The organism is Pseudoxanthomonas fibrivorans (assembly GCF_041464125.1).
In the GTDB taxonomy this organism is placed as follows: domain Bacteria; phylum Pseudomonadota; class Gammaproteobacteria; order Xanthomonadales; family Xanthomonadaceae; genus Pseudoxanthomonas.
The window spans coordinates 477,013-495,910 of sequence record NZ_JBGNUG010000001.1; the positions used below are offsets into that span (position 1 = coordinate 477,013).

The following is an 18,898-nucleotide window of genomic DNA, read 5'->3' on the forward strand; positions in this document are numbered from 1 at the left end:
TTCAGTCCTTCGCCGCGCGCACGGGCAGCGGCACGTTGCACAGGTCGATGTGCCCGGCCGGGCGCTTGTAGAACTCGTCGCGGCGGTTGCGCCGCGCTTCGACCACGTCGCGGAAGGTCCGGGTACCGGTCCGCAGCAGCTGCAGGTGCGTGCGCTCGGCTTCGGGCACCTCGCTGGCCAGCCGGACCGCGCGAATCGGCGTGCGCTGCGCCGCCTCGGCGTAGAAGCCCATCGGCTCGGGCCCGCGCGGCAGCGCACTGAGCAGTTCGATGCCCTGGATCACGCGGCCCACCTGGGTGATGTTGCGGTCGAGCTGGCGTGGCGACTGGCCGATCACCACGTAGAGTTCGGCGCCCAGGCTGCTGTCGGCCTCCAGGTTGCGGCCGGCGCCGACCACGCCGTAGCAGTGCGCCATCCAAGCCTTGCCGGACTGCGGGTCGCGTCCGGCGGCGAAGCCATCGGCGAACCCGACCTGCGGCGCCCAGCCATCGGCATCGGGGAGGACGTCGAAGGCGATGCCTTCCGCATCGCGCTCGAATTCGGCCGGCAGCTTGCGCCGCGCCGTGCCCAGGTCCCGCGCCCTGGCCGGGTCGTCGGCGTCGGCGTCGCCGAACTGGGCGACGAAGTTGTCCTGCACCCGGTAGATGCTGGTGCCGTTCCAGAATCCGCCGCGGGCCAGCGTGCGGATGTTGTCCACGTGCCGGGGTGCGAAGCCCGGCGCCAGCTCGATCACCACGCGCCCGGCATCCAGTTCCAGGTACAGCGTGTCCGCGGCCGCCGGCACCCGCCAGTCGGCGGCCGGCGAGGCATCCAGGATCTGCTGCATGCTGCGGTAGGGCGTTTGCGCGGCGGCCGGCATGGCCAGGGCCAGCAGCAGGCAGGCGGAGAGGGCAACGGTGCGCATGGGCGGGACGACTCCGGCGGAAGAAGCCCGATTCTAGGGCCTCGCCCGCGCCGCGCGGCGGGGCGGCTCAGCCCGCGCGCTGCGCGCGTCCCAGCCAGCGCTCGGCGAATGCCTGCGCGTCGAGGGCACGGCCGATGCGGAATCCCTGGATCTGGTCGCAGCCGGCCACGCGCAGGAACTCCTGTTGCCGTTCCGTTTCCACGCCTTCGGCCACCACCTGCAGTCCCAGCTGCCGGGCCATCGCCAGGATGGCCGTGGTAATGGCCTCGCCGTCGCCGGGAATGGCCTGCACGAAGGTCATGTCGATCTTCAGCTTGTCGATCGGCAGGCGCTTGAGGTAGGCCATGGAGGAGTAGCCGGTGCCGAAGTCGTCGATCGCCAGGTGCAGGCCCCGCGCGCGCAGCCGTGCGAGCTGCGAGATCGCGTGGTCGGCGTCCTCGAGCAGCACGCTCTCGGTGATCTCCAGCTCGAGGAAGTTGGCCGGCATCCCGTGGCGCGCCAGCACCTCGTCGATGAACGCCGGCAGCTCGTCGTCGCGGGTCTGGCGGACGGACAGGTTGACCGCGATCCGCAGCCGGCCCAACCCCTGCCGCCGCCACGCCGCCGCCTGCCCGCAGGCCTCGCGTATGACCCAGCGGCCGATGTCCACGATCAGGCCGCTGTCCTCGGCGATCGGGATGAAGCGCGAGGGCGGGATCGCCCCGCGCAGCGGGTGGTCCCAGCGCAGCAGCGCCTCGGCCCCGAGCAGGGCGCCGTCGCGCGCATCGACCTGCGGCTGGTAGTGCAGGCGCAGTTCGCCGGCGTCCAGCGCCCGGCGGAGGTCGGCCTGCAGGCTCAGCTTCTCGGCCTGCTCCTCGCGCAGGCGTGGTTCGTACAGGGCCACCCGCCGGCGGCCCTCGCGCTTGGCCGCGTACATCGCAGCGTCCGCGTTGCCGGCCAGGTCGGCGAAACCGGCGGCGTCGTCCGGCCACAGGCTGACGCCGACGCTCGCCGTGACCTGCAGCTGCTGCCCGCCCACCCCGAACGGCGGGTCGAACTGGTCCAGGATGGCGTCGGCGAACTGGCGCGCCTCCCGCGCCGAACCGACATTGGCGACCAGAACGGCGAACTCGTCGCCGCCGAGGCGGAACAGGCGGTCGCCGTCGCGCAGCGTGGTGGCGATGCGCTCGCCGACCTGCCGGAGCAGCTCGTCGCCGCCGACATGGCCGAGGGTGTCGTTGACCTCCTTGAACCGGTCCAGGTCGAGCTGCATCAGCGCGTGCTGCTTGCCTTCGGCCAGCCGCGGCGGGTGGCCCAGGCAGGCGTTGAAGGCGTTGCGGTTCTGCTGGCCGGTCACCGCGTCGTAGTGGGCGAGGCGGTCCAGGCGGGCCTCGGCCGCGCGGACGCGCGCGCGCATCCGCCGCATCAGTGGCAGGGTGAGCGCGAAGGCGCCGAACGCGGCGACCACGAAGGCGCCGGCGAGGCCGAACAGCCGCGCATGCACGCGGCGCAGGTCCAGGCGCATCTGCACCGCGCCCACGCGCTCGCCGCGCAACAGGACCGGCGCCTCCACCGCCGGGCAGTCCAGATGGCAGGGCTCGGCCGCGTGCCCGGGCCCGGGGTAGGTGGCCACGACCTCGCCCGCGGCATTGGTGATGCTCGCGCTGCGGATCGAGGCGACCGGGCCCAGCGTCGCGAGCGTGGCCTGCGCGCTATCGCGGTCGTGGAACACCACCGCCGCCGCGCTGGTGGAGGCCACCAGCTGGGCCTGCGCCGACGCGTCGGCCAGCGCCTCGCGCCGCAGGCTCACGTACTGGAGCAGCAGCAGCAATCCGCCTGCCAGGGCCAGGGCCAGGGCCGCGCCGGTGGCATTCGACCGGAGATTGCCCGCGCCGGTGGCGCCGAACGGCCGGGTCACAGCACCCGCCTCGCCAGCTGCATCAGCTGGCTGCTGAAGGTGAGCCCGGCGCGGCCGGCCGCGACGGTCGCGATCTCGAACCTCACCCGGCTCTCGACGCGCACCAGCGAGACCGCCGTCACTTCGTCGGGAAGTTCGCACCCGTCGCATATCACCAGCACGCCGGGCGCCGCAGCGGCCGGACGCTCGCGGCCGCGCACGAGCACGTCGCATGCCACGCCGGCCGCCCGCGGGTGCACGGCGATCGTGCGGGTGCCGAGGGCGCGTCCGTCCAGCGCCTGCAGTGCGCCATCCAGCGAGGGCCCGGCATCGGCGCACACGCTCACCACCTGCGCATCGCGTGGCGTGTTCCACTGCGAGAACGCCACGATGTTGTAGACGAAGGCGGCCTTCAGGGCCGATTCGTCGACCTGTGCGCGCGCCGGCGCTGCCGCGGCGAGCACCGACAGCAGCAGCCAGCGCCAGCGGTTCAGAAGCGCCATGCCCACTCGATCCGGTACTCGCGCCCGCGCTGCGGTATCGCCTGCTGGGTGAACTCCGGTCCGGCCGGATCGGCGTAGTCCTCGTCCAGCAGGTTGCGCACGCCGGCCGACACGGTGAAGGGTGCCGGCGGTTCCCACAGCAGGTTGGCGTCCAGTCGGGTGTAGGCCGCGACCCAGCCGTCGCGGGTGGCGCGGCGGTCGACATGGATCGCGCTCGCCGCGCCGGTCAGGTGATCCGCCAGCGGCAGCAAGGCGGAGACGCGGGCGATGCCGCGCGGCGCGTTGAGTGGCGTGGCCTGCTCGGAGTCGTCGACGCGCGCGTAGGAATAGCTGGCGCGCAGCACCGATCCGTTGTCCCAGTGGCGCAGGAACGACAGCTCCGCGCCGGTGGACGAGGCGCTCGCGGCGTTCCGCAGGGTCAGCGTGTCCTCGCCGCTGCCGACCAGGGTGATCAGGTGGCGCAGGCGATAGCGGTAGAGCGAAAGCTCCAGCCGGTGGTGCTCGTCCAGGTTGCGGCCGGCGAAGAGCTCGGTGGCGACGATGCTCTCGGCACCCAGCGACGGGTTGGCGAGCTGGGAGGATCCGTCCCCGTCGACGTGGTAGAAGCGCTCGTACGCGTTCGGCGAGCGGTAGGCCTTGCCGACGATCGCCTTGAAGGTCGTGCCGCCGGGCGGCGTCGATACCAGCGCCAGGCGCGGGCTCAGGCGCAGCGCGCCGATGTCGCTCCGGTCCAGGCGCAGGCCGCCGTTGAGCCGCCAGCTGCCGCCGAGGACCATCTCGTCGTTGACGAAGACCCCGAACGTATCGATGTCGTTGCGGGTGCGCAGGTAGGACGCATACGGGTCGAGGTCGTAGTTGACCTGTTCCACGGCGCGGTCCAGCTGCGCCTCGAAGCCGGCCACCAGCGTATGGCGCGCGAACGCGGTGCTCACCAGGCGGCTGCCCAGCACCAGCGACAGGCCGCTGGCGACGTCGCGGTTGACCAGCACGCCACCGTCGCCGTCGTCGTACAGGTAGTCGCCGAGATAGCGGTAGTCGATCACGTCCAGCTGCGACTGCCAGGCGAGTGTGTCGTCCACGCTGCGCCCGTATTGCACGCCCAGTTCGATCCAGCGGTCCTGGATGCCGGCACCGGGGGCGCCGTGGAGCTGCCCGTAGGGCGCCACCGGATCCTGCTTGTCGCGCTGGCCGGCGAGCAGCAGCAGCGACAGGCCGCCGGACTGGTGGCGCAGCATCAGCTGGCGCACGTCCTCCTCGTCCATGCCACGCGCCCAGCCCGCACCGGCGCCGTCGGCGAACTCGGGGAAGAAGTAGTCCTGTCCGGTCGAGTGCGACCTCGTCACCGACAGCAGGGTCTGCCCCAGCATGTTCCCGCCGCCCAGCGACGCCTGCGCGCCGCGGTACCCGAGGCCGCCGGCGGACAGCGCCAGCCGGCCGCCGTCCATGTCCGCCGGTGCCCGGGTCAGGACGTTGATCACCCCGAAGAACGCGTTGGAGCCGTAGACCGCCGAGCCCGGGCCGGGCACGTACTCGATGCGCTCCACCAGCGACATGTCCAGCGGTACTTCATGGCCGACCGGACTCTGGCTGTAGACCGGATCGTTGATGCGATGGCCGTCGACCAGCAGCAGGAAGCGGGTGTCGTAGTCGCCGGCACGCAGCTGGCCGCGTGCACCCAGGTACGCGTACAGCCCGGTATGGCTGACGTACAGCCCCGGCAGCGATTCCAGCGCCTCACCCAGGGTGCGCCAGCCGTGCGCCCGGATCTCGCGGGCGGTGATCACCTGGACCGCAGACGGCGCGTGCTCGATCTTCTGGTCGAACCGCGAAGCGGTGCCGACCTCCAGCTCCAGCAGCTGCTCGAGCGACAGGTTGGACAGGTCGGTCACCGGCGCGGCGGGAGTCGCCGGCGCGACGCCGGCGAGCAGCACGGCCGCCGCCAGCGCGGCCGGGGAACGCCTTCTCGGGTCCGGCGCATTCCGGCGCGGCGCGGGCTGCGCCAGGGAGGATTCGGATTGCATGTTCGCATCGGGTGCCGGGGCGAGCCGCCCCGCCACCGTTAGCGGCTTCCCCGGAATGCGCTGTAGCCGGCAAGTGCCCGATGTCGTTCATGTTTCTGGCTGGCACGCCGGGGAGACCGCCGGCGCTGCGGAGAGGCGGCACCGGGGCAGGCGGGGCGAAGGGTGGCCTGACTAATGGCACATGAGCTATAGCGAAGTTGAGAATAGATTGCTCTCCAACGTAGCGAACCTGCACCTAGTGGAGCGACGGACATGGGCGAAAGCGAAGCGCAACTGAAGAAGTTCCAGAAGGAACTCAGCGCCGGCACCGTTTCGCTGGCGCTGCTGGCCGTGCTGGCGCAGGCGGCCGAGCCCCTCTACGGCTACCTCATCGCCAAGCGGCTGGAGCAGGTCGGCGAGGGCGTGCTCAGCGGCAAGCAGAGCGCGCTGTACCCGGTCCTGCGCAACCTGGAGGGTGCGGGCCTGCTGGAGAGCCATGTCGAGCCGTCGGTGGCGGGGCCACCGCGGCGCTACTACCGCATCACCGGCGAAGGGCGCGAAGCCCTCGCCCAGTGGGCCGCCGCCTGGCGCGCCACCCGCGATTCCGTCGATTCCGTGCTGGAGGGAGTATCCGCATGAACGCAACCAACCCCTACGTGCCGCTGCAACACGCACGTCCGCTGCCGACCACCATCCCCGAGTACCTGGAACAGCTGCGGGCGGCGCTGAAGGGCGCCGACCCGGCCATGGTCCAGGACGCGCTCTACGACGCCGAGGAATACCTGCGTTCGGAAATGGCCGAACAGGCGGGCAGGAGCGAGGCGGAGGTGATCGCCTCGGTGGCGGGCAGCTACGGCGCCCCGGAGGAAGTGGCCGACATCTATCGCGAGACGGAAGTCACCGTGAACCGCGCGCTGCGCCCGCCGCGTCCGCCCAAGCGGCGCTCGCTGGCGGGCCGCTTCTTCGGCGTGGTCGCCGATCCGTACACCTACGGCTCGCTGTTCTACATGCTGCTGGCGCTGGCCACCGGGACGTTCTATTTCAGCTGGGTGGTCACCGGCGCCAGCCTCTCGGCCGGCCTGCTGATCCTGATCGTCGGCATCCCGCTGCTGCTGCTGTTCCTGATGTCGGTCCGGCTGCTGTCGCTGGTGGAAGGGCGCGTCGTCGAGGTGCTGCTGGGCGTGCGCATGCCGCGCCGGCCGCTGTACACGCAGCGCGACAAGCCGTGGCTGACCCGCCTGGGCGAGCTGTTCACCGACTGGCGCACGTGGACGGCGATGGGCTACCTGTTGCTGATGCTGCCGCTGGGCACGGCCTATTTCAGCGTCGCCGTGACCCTGCTGGCGCTGTCCCTGGCGCTGATCGCCGCCCCGGCGGCGCTGATGCTGGGCCATGCCGGTGCGTTCTCGCTGGACGGCATCGACGTGGTCCCGTCCTCGCCCTGGCTGTGGCCGGTCTGCCTGCTGGTCGGCGTGCTGCTGCTGTTCGCCACGCTGCACCTGGCGCGTTTCGTCGGCCATTTCCATGGCTGGCTGGCCAAGCAGCTGCTGGTCCGCGACCCGGTGGTCTGAGGCGCGGCCGGCCGGCGCAGGAAAAACGAAAGCCCCGCGGATGCGGGGCTTTCGTCGTATGGCCCGGGGCTGCGCGGCGGGGTCAGCCGGCGTGCCGGGCGATGAAGTCCCGCACCTGCGGATAGACCTTCTCGCGCCAGCGGCGGCCGCTGAAGATGCCGTAGTGGCCCGCGCCCTCGACGGTCAGGTGCTTCTGCCTCGCCTTCGGGATGCCGGTGCACAGGTCGTGCGCGGCCTGGGTCTGGCCGACGCCGGAGATGTCGTCCAGCTCGCCCTCGATGGTCATCAGCGCGGTGCCCTTGATCGCCGAAGGCTTGACCCGCTCGCCATTGACCTCCCACTCGCCGCGCGGCAGCAGGAATTCCTGGAACACGGTGCGGATGGTGTCGAGGTAGTACTCGGCCGGCATGTCGAGCACCGCGTTGTACTCGTCGTAGAAGCGGCGGTGCGAATCGGCGTCCTGCAGGTCGCCCTTGACCAGGTCCGAATAGAAATCCCAGTGCGACATGAAATGGCGGCTGGGGTTCATGGCGATGAACCCGGCATGCTGCAGGAAGCCCGGATACACGTCGCGCCCTTCGCCCGGATACGGCTGGGGCACGCTGTGGATCACGTTGTTCTCGAACCACGACAGCGGGTTGCGGGTGGCCAGACTGTTGACCGCGGTCGGGCTGCGGCGCGCGTCGATCGGACCGCCCATCATCACCAGCGAACGCGGCAGCGGCTCGCCGCGCGCGGCCATCAGCGAGACCGCGGCCAGCACCGGCACGGTGGGCTGGCAGACGCTGATCACGCTCAGGTTGGCCGCGCCGATCTGGCGGATGAAGTCCTCGACGTAGGCGACGTAGTCGTCCAGGCCGAACGCGCCCTCGGTCACGGGCACCATGCGCGCGTCGATCCAGTCGGTCACGTAGACCTTGTGGTCGCGCAGCAGGGTGCTTACCGTGTCGCGCAGCAGGGTGGCGTGGTGGCCGGACAGCGGCGCCACGACCAGCACGACCGGATCGTCCTTGAGCGCGCCGATGGTCGCCGCGTCGTCGCTGTAGCGCTTGAAGCGGACGAGGCGGCAGAACGGCTTGCGCAGCACTTCCTGTTCCAGCACCGGAACCTTGTGTCCCTCGACCTCGACCTCGTGGATGTTCCACGGCGGCTTCTCGTAGTCCTTGCCGAGCCGGTGGACCAGTTCGTTGCCGGCGGCGATGCGCTCGGCGCCGGGCAGGGACGAGGCCCAGCTGGACGGGTTGGAGAAGATCCGCGAATTGGCCTCGGCCAGGTGGACCCAGGGGGCCATCATCGCGCGATTGAGTTCGTGGAGTTGGTAGAGCATGGATTGGCCACGCTTCCGGTCGGAGTGCTGCATCGCACAATGCTACCCCGATTCACGGAGCCCGGGGCAGGGGCCTGCCGCCGTCCCGGTGGCACGCCGTTCAACGGCGTGAACCGGACCGGCGGTCGCGGCCTGAAGCCCCGTCCGATCAGCAGGTTACGTCACTCGTTTGCCGGCCTCAGCCAGGCATAGGTGATCCCACCCAGGGCCCCGCCCACCAGCGGCGCGACCCAGAACAGCCACAGCTGGCCCATCGCGCCAGCCCCGGCGAACAGCGCCACGCCGGTCGAACGGGCCGGGTTCACCGAGGTGTTGGTGACCGGGATGCTGATCAGGTGGATCAGGGTCAGGGCCAGGCCGATGGCGATGGGCGCGAAGCCGGCCGGCGCGCGGCCATGGGTCGCGCCCATGATCACGACCAGGAAGAACGCGGTCAGGAGGACCTCGGTGATGAACGCGGCCGCCAGGGTGTAGCCCCCCGGCGAACGCACGCCATAGCCGTTGCTGGCGAACGCGCCCGGCGCGGAGGGATCGATCGCGAAGCCGCCGCCGCCCTTGGCGATCTGCAGCAGCAGGAAGCCGGCGACGATCGCGCCGGCCACCTGCACCAGGATGTACGGCAGCAGGTCGCTGGCGGGGAAGCGTCCGCCCGCCCACAGGCCCAGGCTGACGGCCGGATTGAAATGCCCACCGGAAATATGGCCGAACGCGAACGCACCGGTCAGCACGGTCAGGCCGAAGGCGAGCGACACGCCCAGCAGGCCGATGCCGAGCGGATTGCCGTCGCCACCGAAGTTCGCCGCCAGCACCGCGCTGCCACAACCACCCAGCACCAGCCACAACGTGCCGAGGAACTCGGCCGCCAATCGCTTCGTCAGAGTCATTGCCATCCCCACAGATGAGCCCGGTCCGGGCAGGCGGAGCGTACGCCCGGGCCAGCGGGGAGGCGTTGCCGATTCGTTAAAGGGGAGGCTCAGCGCTGGGGCAGGGGAATGAACTCGTCGTCGCCCTCGATCCTGCCGAAGCGCCCCTCCAGCCAGTCCTGCTTGGCCTGCTCGATGCGGTCCTTGGAACTGGAGACGAAGTTCCACCACAGGTGCCGGTGGCCATCGAGCGGTTCGCCGCCCAGCAGCATCGCCTTCACCGGTGACCTGGCGCGCAGTTTCGGCCGCGTGCCGCGGTCGGGCACGATCAGGTGGCGGGCCGGCACGTCCGCGCCGTCGAGCTGCGCTTCGCCCTCGAGGATGTAGAGCGCGCGTTCGACGTGGTGGTCATCGAGGGCGAGCTCGGCGCCGGGGGCGAGGTCGATGGCGACGTTGAGCGTGTCGGCGAACACCTTCACCGGCGATTCCTCGCCATAGCTGCGTCCGGCGATCACGCGCAGCCAGACGCCCTCCCGCTGCTGCTGGGGCAGCGTCGCGGCGGGATGGTGGAAGAAGGCCGGGTCGGTTTCCTCGTGCGCCTTCGGCAGGGCGACCCAGGTCTGCATCCCGTGGGCCTCGTGTCCGGCGGCGCGTTCGGCGGCCGGCGTGCGTTCGGAATGGGCGATGCCGCGGCCTGCGGTCATCCAGTTGACGTCGCCGGGCCGGATCACCTGCTCGAAGCCGAGCGTGTCGCGGTGGTTGATCGCACCGGACCACAGGAAGGTGACCGTGGCCAGGCCGATGTGCGGGTGTGGCCGCACGTCCATGCCGCGGCCGCCCTCGAACACCACCGGCCCCATGTGGTCGACGAACACGAACGGGCCGACGCTACGCGCCTGGATCGAGGGCACCGCGCGCCGCACCAGGAAGCCGTCGCCGAGGTCGTGCACGCGCGGTTCGATGATCGTGGTCACGGCGACTCCTTCGGAATGGGGTGCGGCGAGGATGGCACGGATCGACGCGGATGGCCGGTACGTGCGTGCGACGATGCTTCCCGGTCCCGCAATGCCGGCCGCGTGCATCGCGGGGGGCGTGCGGGGCGTGCGTGACGCGCACTCCGCGTTTCCGGTTTTTTCATGCGGACGATCCGCCGCCTTGGTTGCAGCCAAAACCGTGGCGGTCCGGGATGCATCGCGCCGGCATGCCGCCGGACAAGCCGCTAGAATCGGCCTCCCGCTTTTCCCGATCGCATGGAGATTCCCCCAGTGACCCGCAAGCTCGTCCTGCTCCGCCACGGCCAGAGCCAGTGGAACCTCGAGAACCGCTTCACCGGCTGGGTCGACGTCGACCTGACCGAGCAGGGTCGCGCCGAGGCCGCTGCCGGCGGGCGGCTGATGCGCGAAGAGGGCTTGCGCTTCGACGTGGCCTACACGTCCACGCTCAAGCGCGCGATCCGCACCCTCAACCTGGCGCTGGGCGAGCTGGACCAGGACTGGCTGCCGGTGCACAAGAGCTGGCGCCTCAACGAGCGCCACTACGGCGCGCTGCAAGGCCTGGACAAGGCCGAGACCGCGGCCAAGCACGGCGAGGAGCAGGTCAAGATCTGGCGCCGTTCCTACGACATCCCGCCGCCGCCGATGCCGCTGGACGATCCGGGCCATCCGGCCAACGACCCGCGCTACGCCGGCCTGGACCGCAACGCGCTGCCGTCGACCGAGTCGCTGGCCACCACGCTGGAGCGGGTGCTGCCCTACTGGCACGACGCCATCGCCCCGTCGCTGAAATCCGGCAAGACCGTGCTGGTGGCCGCGCACGGCAATTCGCTGCGCGCGCTGTACAAGCACCTCAACGACGTGTCGCGGGAGGAGATCCTCGAGCTCAACATCCCCACCGGCATCCCGCTGCTGTTCGAGCTGGACGACGAGCTGCGGGTGAGGTCGCACCGCTACCTGGGCGATCCGGAGGCGGCACGTCGCGCCGCCGAGGCCGTGGCGAACCAGGGCAAGGCGAAGTAGCAGCCCTCCGTTCCGAGGCAGGACATGACACCCGGCTCCGGCCGGGTGTTTTCGTTCGCGTGCCTGCCTGGCGCGTCCGGGTGGCGATGGGGACAGGGCGGAAACGAGCCGCGGCGCCGGGCGGGGTGTCCTGCTTCTTGTAAAATGAGAGTGATTCGCATTAAATATCGCGCACTCCGTCGGGTGGCGCTGGTCAGGGCTCCCGCAGGCGCGGCCCGGCCGCAGCGCCGCTGGCGCTGCCCGGGGCCGCCGTTGCCGGGCCGCGCCGTCGAAACGAACCGGTGCGGATTTCCCGGTCCCCTCCGATTCGACAAAGGCCCGTTTCCCCGATGCATCCGATGTCCCGTTTCCGCCCGTCCGCCGCGCGTACCCTTCCGCCGACCCAGAGCGGCCTGACCTTCGCGATCGGACTGGTCCTGGCCGGCGCCTCGGCCATGGCCACCGCGGCACCGCAGTCCGCCACCGGCGCGGCGCAGGCCGCCGCCGACGCCACCACCACCGAACTGGACGCGGTGCTGGTCGTCGCCCAGCGTGCCAACCGGGTCAGCAACGGCGCCACCAACCTGGACCTGGACATCAAGGACACCCCGCAGTCGATCAGCGTGGTGGGCAGCGAGCTGATGAGCCAGTTCAACGCCAACAGCGTCAACGAGGCGCTGCGGCTGGCGACCGGCGTGCGCGTGGACGAGTGGGAAACCAACCGCACCAGCTACAGTGCGCGCGGCTTCGACATCCTCAATACCCAGATCGACGGCGTCGGCATGCCCAACAGCTGGGGCATCGCCACCGGTGCGATGGACACCTTCGGTTACGAGAAGGTCGAGGTGATCCGCGGCGCCAACGGCCTGCTCACCGGCGTCGGCAACGCCGCCGGCACGATCAACTACGTGCGCAAGCGTCCGACCAACGAGGCCCAGGGCATGCTCGGCCTCAGCTACGGCTCGTGGGACACGCTGCGCGCCGAAGCCGACTATTCGACCCCGTTCACCGTCGACGGCACCTGGGCGGGGCGGGTGGTCGCCGCGCACGAGGACGGCGAGTCCTGGCTGCAGGCCAACGAGAACAGCCGCACCTACCTGTACGGCGTGGTCGATGGCCAGGTCGGCGAGAACGGCACGCTGGCCTTCGGCTACTCGTACCAGCGGGCCAAGTCCGACGGGATCATGTGGGGCGCGCTGGTGTTCATGAACAGCGATGGCACCCAGAACGAATGGCCGCGCGATGCGACGACGACGCAGGACTGGACTTACTGGAACACCACCGAGCAGACGGCGTTCGTCGAGTACACCCACCAGCTCGGCGCGGACTGGCAGCTGAGGGCCTCCTATAACTACCGCCGGGGCGAAGGCGACGACCGCATGTTCTATGCCTACGACGGCCTCGCCACCGGGCTGGACCCGGACACCGGGCTGGGGCTGGTCGGCTACCCGTGGGGCGGCCGTGACGAGTCGGACGCGCACCTGGGCGCGGTGACCCTGGACGGCCGCTTCGAGCTGTTCGGCCGCGAGCAGCAGGCCATGCTGGGGGCCAGCATTTCCCGCGCCGAATCGAACGGCTGGGAACTGTCGGCCGACTTCTCCTCGCCGGCCTGGGGCCCGCTGCCGCCGTTCCCGTACCCGACCGATGCCATCCCGGAGCCGGCGTGGAGCGATCCTTCGCTCTATTCGGTGCTCAACCAGCGCCTCAAGCGCGTGTTCGGCGCGACCCGCATCTCGCTCACCGACCGCTTCAACGCGATCGTCGGCGCCAACTACGCCCAGTACCGCCGCGACGGCATCTCCTACGCGCTGACGTTCGACCAGACCACCAGCCACACCAGCCCCTACGCCGGGCTGACCTTCGACTTCACCGACAAGGTGCTGGGCTACGTCAGCTATTCCGACATCTACCAGCCGCAGGACCAGGTCGATGCCAACGACCGCTACCTGGACCCGAGCAAGGGCGTGAACTACGAGGCCGGGCTCAAGGCCGAGTGGCTGGACCAGCGCCTGCTGACTACCCTGGCGGTGTTCAAGGCCGACCAGCAGGGATTGGCCACGCCGACCGGGCAGTACAACGAGTTCGGCCAGACCATCTACGCGCCGGTGGACGTGGAATCGACCGGCATCGAGCTGGAAGCGGTCGGCAGGCTGACCGAGAACCTGGACCTGGTGGCCGGCTACACCGCGATGAAGCTCGACGGCCTCAACGGCGACGACACCTATCCGTGGGTGCCGCGGCGTTCGGCCAACCTGGTCCTGAGCGCGCGCGCGCCCGGCTATGCCGCGCTGTCGTACGGCATCGGCGGCCGCTGGCAGAGCGGCATCTCCAACACCGAGAGCAGCGGCTTCAAGGTCCGCCAGGACAGCTACGCGGTGGTCAACGGCTTCATGGCGTGGGACTTCGTCGAAAACGCGAGCCTGCGCCTGAACGTCAACAACGTGTTCAACGAGAAGTACATCAACACCCTGCGTTACAGTGGTTACTACGGCGCGCCGAGCAACTACACCGTCACCCTGAACTGGCGGTTCTGACCAGGCCGCGCCCACGCCACGACACCAGCCGCCCGCCATGTCCAGCATCCGTGTAACTCCCATTCCCTCCGGCGGCCCGCGCCTGCAGCTCGCTGCGCGGGTCGCGGCCGGGGTATTCGGCGGCTACGCCTTCAGCTGGGGCTTCATCGCCCTGGCCACGGCGGCGCTGTTCAGGGCGGGGATGGGATTCCATGACGCCGAGTTCCTCTCCAGCGCGCTCGGGCTGCTGGTGTTCCTGTCGCTGTTCCTGTGGGCCGTGGCCAGCCGGCGCAGCCTGCTGCGGGTATGGCTGACGCTGGCCGGCGGCGGCGCGGCGATGGCCGCGGCCGGTTCGCTGCTCCAGGCGGGCATCACCTGAGGCCGGGCATGAAGCAGGAAAACCCACCGCTGTTCCAGAGCTTCCGCCAGGCCATGGCCTGGATCCACACATGGTTCGGCCTGGTGCTGGGCTTCGTGCTGATGGCGGCGTTCTTCTTCGGCGCGCTGTCGGTGTTCGACCGCGAGATCGACCGCTGGTCGATCCCGGCCACGCGCATCGAGCCGCAACCGATGCCGTCGTACGAGCGGGTCCTGCGGCCTGCCTTCGAGCGGATGCAGCCCACGCCCGAGGCGGTCGACGCGGTACGCCCGCGCGTGGACGGCGAACTGCCGGCACGCTTCGAGACCGTGGCCAGCTGGAGCGCCTACACCACCCACCGCGACCCGGTGCTGGCGCTGTTCGCCGGCTACCCCGTGCCCAATGCCAGGGACCCCGACGAGACCATCTGGGCCGAGGCCACCATCGATCCGCGCGACGGCAGCCTGTTGCCCGACGACCGGCTCAAGCTGGGCAGCGGCTTCTTCTATCCGATGCACTACAGCCTGACCCTGGACTGGAAGAACCTGGGCATCTGGATCGTCGGCTTTTCGGCGCTGATGATGCTGGTCGCGCTGGTAAGCGGCGTGGTCATGCACCGCAAGATTTTCCGCGAGATCTTCACCTTCCGCCCGGGCAAGGGCGGGCTGCGCAGCGTGCTGGACCTGCACAACCTCACCGGCGTGGTGGCGCTGCCGTTCCATTTCTTCTTCGCCTTCACCGGGCTGGTGATCTTCTCGGCCACCTACTTCTTCCCGGTCGGCCACACCCAGCTGCACGACCTGCACGACCTGCACGCGCAGGTCGAGGCCACCCAGACCGGCCTGCCGCACGCGCGCGCCGGGGTGCCGGGCGGGCTCGCCAACGTCGACGCGATGGTCGCCGAGGCCCAGCGCCGCTGGCAGGCGAACGGCAAGGCCGGCGATGTCGGCTTCCTGGTCCTGCAGCACGTCGGCGACGCCAACGGCTACGTCAGCGTGTACCGCGCCGGCACCGACCGCATCGCCCTGGTGGGCGACGGCATCCACTTCAAGGCCGCCACCGGCGAGCTGATCCGCGAGGACCCGGCCGCGACCCCGGTCGGCCGCGTCGCCGAGTTCCTCACCGGCCTGCACCTGCAGCATTTCCGCCACTGGCTGCTGCGCTGGCTGTACGTGCTCGGCGGGCTGGCCGGCGCGGTGTGCATCACCACCGGGTTCGTGTTCTTCGTCGAGAAGCGCAAGCGCCAGCACGCGGCGCGCGGCAGCCAGGGCGCCCGCGTGGTCGATGCGCTGGCGGTGGCCACGGTCACCGGCATGGTGCTGGCCGCGCTCGGCATCCTGGTCGCCAACCGGCTGCTGCCGGAGGGGCTGCCGGCACGCGGCGACTGGGAGCGTTACGCGTTCTGGGGCACCTGGCTGCTGGCGCTGCTGCACGCGGCCTGGCGCAGCGCGCCGGTGGCGCAGAGCCGGGCCAACCCGGCCTGGCGCGAACAGTGCTGGGCGATCGCCGCGATGGCGGTGGCCGCGGTGCTGCTGAACTGGATCACCACCGGCGACCACCTGCTGCGCACGCTCGCGGCCGGGTACTGGCCCGTGGCCGGGGTCGACCTGGCGCTGCTGGCCAGCGCGGCGATCGCCGCGTCGACCGCTCGCGCCCTGGGGCGCCGCGCGGCGGTCGCGGCGCCGCTCGCCTCGACGGAGCATCCCGTCCATGCCTGACGCCAGCCACGCCGGGATGCTGCTGGCCGCGGCGCTTGCCGCCTGCGTCGCGGGGATGGGATGGCTCGCGCTGGCCATGCCGGTCCACGCGCAGCAGGTCTGGGGCAGGGCGCCGACGCCTTCGACGGCGCGGGCCCTGCGCCTGCTCGGCGGCAGCGGCCTGGTACTGGGACTGGCGTTGTGCCTGGCGGCCGACCACGCCTCGATGGCGGTGCTGGTCTGGGTCATGGCCGTCGCCGGGTCGGCGCTGGCGGTCGCGTTCACCCTGGCCTGGCGCGCGCGCTGGCTCGGCGTCCTGGCCCCCTGGGTGCGCGCCTCCGCGCCGCGCCAGGCCTAGTCCGCGCCGGCGATCGCGCGGGCGATCGTGGCGGCCGGATCGGGCCTGGACTCACCGGCCGCCTCGCCGGCCCACATCGGCGAGTAGTCGCCGCGTCCCTGTCGCCGGTCGAGCTCGTGCAGCGCGGCGAGCGACGAGCCTGCATACGGAAACGGCAGCGCGTCCGGCGACATCGGGCCGAGCTCCTCCACCAGGGCGTTGACCAGCCCGCGCGCGGGCCGGCCAGTGAACACGTTGGTCACGCAGGTGCCGCGCGCGGCGGCTTCGGCCAGGGCGCGGCGGTGGAACGGCGGCGTCGCCGCCTCCGGGCTGCGCAGGAACGCCGTGCCGGCCTGGACCGCGGCCGCTCCCGACGCTAGCGCCGCGCGCATGCCTTGCGCATCGGCGATGCCGCCGGCGGCGATCACCGGCAGGTCGACGGCCTGGACCACCGCCGGCAACAGCGCGGCCAGGCCTGGCTGGGCCGCCACGTCCGTCTCGAGGAACATGCCACGGTGCCCGCCGGCCTCGCTGCCCTGGGCGATGACCGCATCGACGCCGCGTCCGGCCAGCCAGCGCGCCTCGGCGACCGTGGTGGCACTGGACAGCACCAGCGCCCCGGTGGCGCGCACCCGGTCCAGCAACGCGGCCCCGGGCAGGCCGAAGTGGAAGCTGACGACGGCCGGCCGCAGCGCCTCGATCAGCGCGGCGGTCGCCTCGTCGAACGGACGGCGTCCGGCGCCGACGCCGGCCGGAACCTCCAGGCCCAGCCGTGCATGCAGCGGCTGCAGCGCCGCGCGCCAGCGCGCCACCGCCGCGGCGGTGGGCGCGACGTCGCGGTGGGCGAAGAAGTTGAGGTTCAGCGGTGCGTCGATCGCGCCGCGGAACCGGGCGACCTCCTCGCGCAGCTGCGACGGCGTGAGCGTGGCCGCGGCGATCGCGCCCAGGCCGCCGGCGCGCGCGATGGCGATCGCGAGGTCCGCACCGGCCACGCCCGCCATCGGCGCGAGCAGCAACGGGATCGACAGGCCCAGCTGCCGGGCCAGCGGGGACAGCGCGGGAGATGGCATGGCCGGCCGGTCGCGACGTTGGGGGGACCAGTATGCGCGGTGGTCCCGGGCTGCGGTGGCGGCCGCGCCGGCCGCGACTTCCGGCCTGCCTGGCGGTGGGTCCGCTCGCCTGGTCCGGGGATGTCCGGCTGCGCGTGTCGATGCCGGGCGGGCTGCAGCCGAAGGGGGCGTTCGGGCAGCGGCCGGCGGGCTGGCGCTTCGCCGGCGTCGCCCGCGCCGGCTCCGGGCCGGCCGGCGTCCACACGACGCCATCGCGGTCGTTGCCTACAATCGCCGCGTCTTTCGCCGCAGCGGCCGCGCCCACGGGACATGAAGAAGAAGACGCTCAAGTGGATCGGGATCGCGCTGGTGGCGTTCGTGGCCGCCTCGCTGCTGTCGCTCTACGCCTACGGGCGCTTCGCCGAAAGCGCCCGCGGGCCGGCTTCGCATGCGCTGGACGTGCAGCCGGCCGGCACCCCGCTGGACCGGGCGATCTCGCCGCTGACGTCGGCGCGGCCGGACGAGGCGGGCATCGTCATCCTCGCCGACAACCTCGACGCGTTCGCCGTGCGCGCGGCCACCGCGCGCGCGGCCGGCCGCAGCCTGGACCTGCAGTACTACATCTGGCACGCCGACTTCACCGGCAACCTGATCTACCACGAACTGCTGGCGGCGGCCGACCGCGGGGTGCGGGTGCGGCTGCTGCTCGACGACATGAACGTGCACGGCAGCAACTCGGTGCTGGCCGCGCTCGACAGCCACCCGCAGATCGAGGTGCGCCTGTTCAACCCCACCCGCGCGCGCGAAGGCACGATCGCCCGCGGCGTGGAGCTGCTGCTGCGCTTCTTCAGCCTCAACCGGCGGATGCACAACAAGACCTGGATCGCCGACGGGCGGGTGGCGATCGTCGGCGGCCGCAACATCGGCGACGAGTACTTCGACGCGGCGGCCGACATCAACTTCATGGACACCGACGCGGCGGTGATCGGGCCGCCGGTGAAGCAGGCCGAGGCGATCTTCGACGCGTACTGGAACAGCGCCTCGGCGATCCCGCTGTCGGCGCTGGTGGACCCGGGACCGGGCGCGCTCGACCGGGTACGGGCGAGCATCGATGCCGGGCTGGGCTCGCCGCGCGCGCTGCCCTACCTGCAGCGGCTGGAGCGATCGCCGCGCGTGCGCGACCTCATGCAGGGCAGGGCGCGCATGCACTGGACCGCCGATGCGGCGATCGTGTCCGATCCCCCGGAAAAGGCCGAGGGCGCGACCCCGCAACCGGACTGGATGACGCCGGTGCTGGTGGAGCACATCTCCTCGGTCAGGCGCGACCTCAAGCTGATCTCGCCGTACTTCGTGCCCGGCACCGAGGGCGTGAACTGGTTCGACGGCATCCGCCGGCGCGGCGTGGACGTCGGCATCCTGACCAACTCGCTCGCGGCCAACGACGTGATGGCGGTGCATGGCGGCTACGCCGGCTACCGCATCCCCCTGCTCGAGCGCGGGATCTCGCTGTACGAGCTCAAGCCGCACGGCAGTCCCGGCGCCAGCCTGTTCGGCTCGAGCGGGGCCAGCCTGCACACCAAGGCCTACGTGCTCGACGGGCGACGCGGCTTCATCGGCTCGTTCAACCTGGACCCGCGCTCGATGAACCTCAACACCGAGATGGGGCTGCTGTTCGAGAACGCGGATGCGGCGGCGGAACTGGACGCGCTGTACGCGCGCAAGACCGGCGCGGCGATCAGCTACCGGGTCGAACTGGTCGACGGTGCGCTGCGCTGGCACGACGACGCGGCCCAGCCGCCGAAGGCATGGGACCGCGAGCCGGAAGCCAGCCTCTGGCGGCGCGGTGCGGCGCGGTTCATCGGCTGGCTGCCGGTCGAGTCGCAGCTCTAGCCGCGGCGTTCCGCTT

16 protein-coding genes are annotated in these 18,898 nt (G+C 71.3%); 8 read left to right on the forward strand and 8 right to left on the reverse strand.

Going from position 1 to position 18,898, the window contains the following annotated elements; translation table 11 throughout:
* Position 1 precedes the first annotated feature (1 nt).
* The 4 genes from ACA089_RS02315 to ACA089_RS02330 form a co-directional block, all read right to left on the reverse strand.
* Positions 2-904 (reverse strand): peptidylprolyl isomerase, encoded by a 903-nt coding sequence (locus ACA089_RS02315; protein WP_372013012.1) that lies wholly within the window; start codon positions 902-904, stop codon positions 2-4.
* A 67-nt stretch (positions 905-971) separates the two neighbouring features.
* Positions 972-2,801: a putative bifunctional diguanylate cyclase/phosphodiesterase gene (locus ACA089_RS02320; protein ID WP_372013013.1), complete on the reverse strand. Its 1,830-nt coding sequence runs from the start codon at positions 2,799-2,801 to the stop codon at positions 972-974.
* Positions 2,798-3,283: a YfiR family protein gene (locus ACA089_RS02325; RefSeq protein ID WP_372013015.1), complete on the reverse strand. Its 486-nt coding sequence runs from the start codon at positions 3,281-3,283 to the stop codon at positions 2,798-2,800. Before ACA089_RS02325 ends, ACA089_RS02320 begins: the two co-directional genes overlap by 4 nt.
* A complete protein-coding gene (locus ACA089_RS02330; protein ID WP_372013017.1) occupies positions 3,271-5,304 on the reverse strand; it encodes a TonB-dependent receptor plug domain-containing protein in 2,034 nt (677 codons plus the stop codon). Before ACA089_RS02330 ends, ACA089_RS02325 begins: the two co-directional genes overlap by 13 nt.
* A gap of 252 nt (positions 5,305-5,556) precedes the next feature.
* Between ACA089_RS02330 and ACA089_RS02335 the strand changes: the two genes are divergently transcribed.
* Together ACA089_RS02335 and ACA089_RS02340 are read left to right on the forward strand one after the other, a co-directional pair.
* A complete protein-coding gene (locus tag ACA089_RS02335) occupies positions 5,557-5,922 on the forward strand; it encodes a PadR family transcriptional regulator (protein ID WP_372013019.1) in 366 nt (121 codons plus the stop codon).
* On the forward strand, positions 5,919-6,854 hold the full coding sequence (locus tag ACA089_RS02340; protein WP_372013021.1) for a sensor domain-containing protein: 936 nt from the start codon (positions 5,919-5,921) through the stop codon (positions 6,852-6,854). The genes ACA089_RS02335 and ACA089_RS02340 overlap by 4 nt, the downstream gene beginning before the upstream one ends.
* 82 nt (positions 6,855-6,936) lie before the next feature.
* Here the strand turns inward: ACA089_RS02340 and ACA089_RS02345 are convergent, their stop codons facing one another.
* From ACA089_RS02345 to ACA089_RS02355, 3 genes are all read right to left on the reverse strand, one after another.
* Positions 6,937-8,181 carry a polyhydroxyalkanoate depolymerase gene (locus ACA089_RS02345; RefSeq protein ID WP_372013023.1) on the reverse strand — a complete coding sequence of 415 codons (1,245 nt, stop codon included), beginning with the start codon at positions 8,179-8,181 and terminating at the stop codon, positions 6,937-6,939.
* A 161-nt stretch (positions 8,182-8,342) separates the two neighbouring features.
* Complete coding sequence (aqpZ, locus tag ACA089_RS02350) at positions 8,343-9,065, reverse strand: aquaporin Z (protein WP_372013025.1); 723 nt, start codon at positions 9,063-9,065, stop codon at positions 8,343-8,345.
* An 89-nt stretch (positions 9,066-9,154) separates the two neighbouring features.
* On the reverse strand, positions 9,155-10,018 hold the full coding sequence (locus tag ACA089_RS02355) for a pirin family protein (protein WP_372013027.1): 864 nt from the start codon (positions 10,016-10,018) through the stop codon (positions 9,155-9,157).
* Positions 10,019-10,309: 291 nt separating this feature from the next.
* On the opposite strand from ACA089_RS02355, the gene gpmA reads away from it, so the two are divergent.
* The 5 genes from gpmA to ACA089_RS02380 all read left to right on the forward strand — a co-directional run bounded on the left by gpmA (position 10,310) and on the right by ACA089_RS02380 (position 15,964).
* Positions 10,310-11,059, forward strand: a complete 750-nt coding sequence (gpmA, locus tag ACA089_RS02360) for a 2,3-diphosphoglycerate-dependent phosphoglycerate mutase (protein WP_372013029.1) — start codon at positions 10,310-10,312, stop codon at positions 11,057-11,059.
* Positions 11,060-11,397: 338 nt separating this feature from the next.
* Positions 11,398-13,572, forward strand: coding sequence for a TonB-dependent siderophore receptor (locus tag ACA089_RS02365; protein ID WP_372013031.1), 2,175 nt, complete (start codon positions 11,398-11,400; stop codon positions 13,570-13,572).
* Positions 13,573-13,609: 37 nt separating this feature from the next.
* Complete coding sequence (locus tag ACA089_RS02370) at positions 13,610-13,930, forward strand: iron uptake protein (protein ID WP_372013033.1); 321 nt, start codon at positions 13,610-13,612, stop codon at positions 13,928-13,930.
* 8 nt (positions 13,931-13,938) lie between these two features.
* Positions 13,939-15,627 carry a PepSY-associated TM helix domain-containing protein gene (locus ACA089_RS02375; RefSeq protein ID WP_372013034.1) on the forward strand — a complete coding sequence of 563 codons (1,689 nt, stop codon included), beginning with the start codon at positions 13,939-13,941 and terminating at the stop codon, positions 15,625-15,627.
* Positions 15,620-15,964, forward strand: a complete 345-nt coding sequence (locus tag ACA089_RS02380) for a DUF3325 domain-containing protein (protein ID WP_372013036.1) — start codon at positions 15,620-15,622, stop codon at positions 15,962-15,964. The genes ACA089_RS02375 and ACA089_RS02380 overlap by 8 nt, the downstream gene beginning before the upstream one ends.
* Here ACA089_RS02380 and ACA089_RS02385 read toward each other — a convergent pair.
* Positions 15,961-17,013 carry an NAD(P)H-dependent flavin oxidoreductase gene (locus tag ACA089_RS02385; protein ID WP_372013038.1) on the reverse strand — a complete coding sequence of 351 codons (1,053 nt, stop codon included), beginning with the start codon at positions 17,011-17,013 and terminating at the stop codon, positions 15,961-15,963. The genes ACA089_RS02380 and ACA089_RS02385 overlap by 4 nt on opposite strands.
* A gap of 309 nt (positions 17,014-17,322) precedes the next feature.
* On the opposite strand from ACA089_RS02385, the gene ACA089_RS02390 reads away from it, so the two are divergent.
* A complete protein-coding gene (locus ACA089_RS02390; RefSeq protein ID WP_372013040.1) occupies positions 17,323-18,882 on the forward strand; it encodes a phospholipase D family protein in 1,560 nt (519 codons plus the stop codon).
* Positions 18,883-18,898: the final 16 nt, after the last annotated feature.